4 protein-coding genes and 1 tRNA gene are annotated in these 3,850 nt (G+C 68.5%); 4 read left to right on the top strand and 1 reads right to left on the bottom strand.

Annotated features, from left to right (window positions below; translation table 11 throughout):
* Positions 1-150 (top strand): DUF1178 family protein (locus MT490_RS04725; protein ID WP_297384713.1); only part of this gene is annotated, 150 nt, incomplete at its 5' end.
* Positions 151-183: 33 nt separating this feature from the next.
* Positions 184-260 (top strand) — tRNA-Arg (locus MT490_RS04720).
* Between the two features lie 19 nt (positions 261-279).
* Here the strand turns inward: MT490_RS04720 and MT490_RS04715 are convergent.
* Positions 280-879 carry a TetR family transcriptional regulator C-terminal domain-containing protein gene (locus MT490_RS04715; protein ID WP_297384709.1) on the bottom strand — a complete coding sequence of 200 codons (600 nt, stop codon included), beginning with the start codon at positions 877-879 and terminating at the stop codon, positions 280-282.
* A gap of 48 nt (positions 880-927) precedes the next feature.
* On the opposite strand from MT490_RS04715, the gene MT490_RS04710 reads away from it, so the two are divergent.
* Together MT490_RS04710 and MT490_RS04705 are read left to right on the top strand one after the other, a co-directional pair.
* Positions 928-2,115 carry an aromatic ring-hydroxylating dioxygenase subunit alpha gene (locus MT490_RS04710; protein WP_297384707.1) on the top strand — a complete coding sequence of 396 codons (1,188 nt, stop codon included), beginning with the start codon at positions 928-930 and terminating at the stop codon, positions 2,113-2,115.
* A gap of 22 nt (positions 2,116-2,137) precedes the next feature.
* Positions 2,138-3,748, top strand: a complete 1,611-nt coding sequence (locus MT490_RS04705; protein WP_297384711.1) for an NAD(P)/FAD-dependent oxidoreductase — start codon at positions 2,138-2,140, stop codon at positions 3,746-3,748.
* Positions 3,749-3,850 lie beyond the last annotated feature (102 nt).

Raw genomic sequence — 3,850 nt, 5'->3', positions numbered from 1 at the left:
GACAAGGCCCGCGCGATGCATCTGGGAGAGGAGCCGACGGCGCAGATCCACGGCCAGGCCACGCCCGAACAGGCGCAGGAACTGGCCGACGAGGGCGTGCCCGTGGCGCCCTTGCTCGTGCCGGTGGTGCCGCCGGAGCAGTGCAATTGATTCCTGCCGCCCGGCTGGGTACCAGCGGCGCGTGGCCCGGTAGCTCAGCAGGATAGAGCAAGCGATTCCTAATCGAGAGGTCGGAGGTTCGAATCCTCTCCGGGCCACCACTCATCCCGAATTCTCCGTTCAGCAGCTCTCGAGCAGCGCCGCGATCTGCATCTCAGCGATCGCGCGCGCCTCGTCGGGGCCGATCACCTCCGGCGACAGGCACAACTCCAGCCACAGGCCATCGACCAGCGCCGTGATCGCGATCGCCGCGCGTCGGCGTGCCGGCGCCGCCAGCCCGCACGCGCCGAGCAGTTCCTCCACTTCGGCGCGGTAGCGCGCATATTGCGCCTCATGGAGCGTCGCGATGTCGGCGCGCGCGATCACCAGCCCCCAGAACGCCGTCCAGGTCGCGAGCAAGGCGCGATCGGCGATCGGCGGTGCGAAGCTCGCCGCGACATAGGCGTTGAGGCGCGCGCGCGGCTCCGGGCCCACAGCCGCTACTGCAGCGTCGAGCGCCGCCGCGACTCGATCGCCGACATGCGCGTAGGTCGCTGCGATCAGCGCATCGACTCCGCCGAAATGATGCACGATCAGGCCCGGCGACACCCCGCCTTCGAGCGCAATCGCGCGCACCGACGCGCCGCTCGTCCCGTCGCGCGCCAGCACCCGCGCCGCCGCTTCGATCAGCGACAGCCTGCGGGCAACGGCTTCGGCACGGGTGAAGGCGGGCTTGCGCATCGTTCGAGCTTATTATACGATCGTTCAACAAGCAATCCGGAGCCCGCCATGGCGACACGCGCCCCGCAGCCGATCGACGCGCGCGATCCCGATGCCGACTGGTCGCTTCCAGGCTGGATCTACGGCGATCCCGAATTCCACGCGTTCGAGATGGCGCGTATCCTGCGCCCTTCGTGGCAGATCGTCTGCCATGAGAGCGACCTGGCCGCGCCGGGCGATTGGCGCGCGCTCGCCTATCTGGGCGAGAATGTCGTCGCGATCCGCGGCGGCGACGGCGCGATCCGCGCCTTCCACAATGTCTGCCGCCACCGCGCGATGCGCATCGTCGAGGGCGATGCCGGCTGCGCGCGGAAGCTCGTCTGCCCCTATCACGCCTGGACCTACGAGCTCGACGGCCGCCTCTCGGGCGTGCCGATGCGCCGCGACTATCCCGCGCTCGAGCTCGACGCGAACGGCCTCGTCCCGGTCCAGGTCTCGATCTGGCGCGGCTTCGTGTTCGTCCGGCTGGAGGACGATGGCGGGCCGTCGGTCGCGGAGATGATGGCGCCCTATGATTCGGAGATCGCGCCCTATCGCCTCGAGGCGATGCGCCGGATCGGCGACGTCCGGACACGCGAGCGCGCGGTCAACTGGAAGAATGTCGGCGACAATTATTCGGACAACCTCCACATCCCGGTCGCGCATGACGGGCTGACCCGGCTGTTCGGCAAGAGCTATGCGATCGAGGCGGCGGGATGGGTCGACAAGATGTCGGGCTATCTGTCCGATCGCCGTTCGGCCAATCCGTGGGAGGCCTTCTACCAGCGGCATCTGCCGCGCGTCGACCATCTGCCCGAGGCGAACCAGCGCCTCTGGCTCTATTACAAGCTGTGGCCGAACATGGCCTTCGACATCTACCCCGACCAGATCGACTTCATGCAGTGGCTGCCGACCTCGCCGACCAGCTGCGTGCTGCGCGAGATGGTGTTCGCATTGCCCGACGCACGGCGCGAGATGAAGCTGGTGCGCTACGCGAACTGGCGGATCAATCGCGTGGTCAATGCCGAGGACACCTGGCTGATCGAGCGCGTCCAGCAGGGCATGGCCTCGCAAAGCTATACCGCCGGGCCGATCGGCGCGAGCGAGGTCTGCCTCAGGAGCTTCGCGGCGAAGCTGCGCGCGCTGATCCCCGAGGCGCGGCTGCACCGTGCGCCCGCGCCCGGCTGGTCGCGCCGTCCGCGCCCCGGCGCGCTCTGATCACGACATTCTCCGGGGGAGCATCATGAAGCGATACGACGCGATCGTCATCGGCGGCGGACATAACGGCCTGGTCTGCGCCTTCTATCTCGCGCGCGCGGGCCTGAAGGTGCGCGTGCTCGAGCGGCGCCACATCGTCGGCGGCGCGGCGGTGACCGAGGAATTCCACCCCGGCTTCCGCAACTCCACCGCCAGCTACACCGTCAGCCTGCTCAGGCCCAAGGTGATCGCCGACATGAGGCTCCACGATCGCGGCTACCGCATCATCGAGCGGACGATCAGCAATTTCTTCCCGTTCCAGAACGACTATCTCAAGCTCGGCGGCGGGACCGCCCGCACCCAGGCCGAGTTCGCGCGCTTCTCGCCCAGGGATGCCGAGGCCTATCCGCGCTACGATGCGGCGCTCGAGAAGGTGGCGCAGGTGCTGCGGGACCTCGCGCTCAAGACGCCGCCCAATGTCGGCGGCGGCCTGCGCGCGCTGCTCGCGGGTGCGGCGCAGGGCTGGCCGCTGTCGAAGATGGACCTGAGCGCGCAGCGCGACCTGCTCGACATCTTCACCAAGTCGGCGCGCGACTTCCTCGATGGCTGGTACGAGCATGACTACGTCAAGTCCGCCTTCGCCTTCGATGCGGTGGTGGGCAATTATGCCGGCGTGTCGACGCCCGGATCGGCCTATGTCCTGCTGCACCACGTCTTCGGCGAGGTGAACGGCAAGCTCGGCGCCTGGGGCCATTCGGTCGGCGGCATGGGCGCGATCACCCAGGCGATGGCGGCGGCGTGCGAAGAAGCGGGGGTCGAGATCAGCGTCGAGGCGCCGGTCGCGAAGCTGCTCACCGATGGTGGGCGTGCCGCGGGCGTCCGGCTCGAATCGGGCGAGGAGATCGCGGCGGACATCGTCGCTGCGAATGTCGGGCCCGCCTTGCTGTTCCGGCAGATGGTGGACCCCGCGGACCTGCCGGACGACTTCCGCCGCCGGATCGACAATTACAAGACCGGCTCGGGCACGTTCCGCATGAACGTGGCGCTCAGCGAGCTGCCCGACTTCAGCGTGCTTCCCGGCCGGGACAAGGCCGAGCATCACACCGCCGGCATCATCATCGCCCCGGGCATGGACTATATGGACCGCGCCTTCGATGACGCGAAGGCCGAGGGCTGGTCCCGCAAGCCGATCGTCGAGATGAAGCTGCCGACCTCGGTCGACGACAGCCTCGCGCCGCCGGGGATGCACGTCGCCAGCCTGTTCTGCCAGCAATTCGCACCCGTTTTGCCCGACGGCCGCAGCTGGGACGACGCGCGCGAGACGGTCGCCGACCTGATCATCGACACGGTCAACGATCACGCCCCCAATTTCAAGGCGAGCGTGATCGCGCGGCAGATCCATTCGCCGCTCGATCTGGAGCGCAAGTTCGGGCTGATCGGCGGCGACATCTTCCACGGGACCATGGGCCTCGACCAATTATGGGCAGCGCGGCCGGTGCTCGGCCACGGCGACTATCGCGCGCCGATCAAGGGGCTCTACATGTGCGGATCGGGCACCCATCCGGGCGGCGGCGTGACCGGCGCGCCGGGGCACAACGCCGCGCACGAGATCCTGCGCGACCGCTCGTTCGTCCGGCGCATGCTGCCGATCTGACTCCCTCATCCTCCCCCGCCAGGGGGAGGTGGCATGCGAAGCATGACGGAGGGGGAGGAAGCACGACGGCTTGTGGGTCGCTTACCTCCCCCTCCGTCTCCT

The sequence above is a fragment of the Sphingomonas sp. genome, assembly GCF_026460985.1.
GTDB lineage: Bacteria > Pseudomonadota > Alphaproteobacteria > Sphingomonadales > Sphingomonadaceae > Sphingomonas.
The sequence above is the reverse complement of the archived record's forward strand: the minus strand, read 5'-3'. Positions and strand labels throughout refer to the sequence as shown.

Excerpts from the sequence above, each read along its gene's own strand:
- MT490_RS04710 (WP_297384707.1), top strand. The coding sequence starts at position 928 with ATGGCGACACGCGCCCCGCAGCCGATCGACGCGCGCGATCCCGATGCC.
- MT490_RS04715 (WP_297384709.1), bottom strand. The coding sequence starts at position 879 with ATGCGCAAGCCCGCCTTCACCCGTGCCGAAGCCGTTGCCCGCAGGCTG.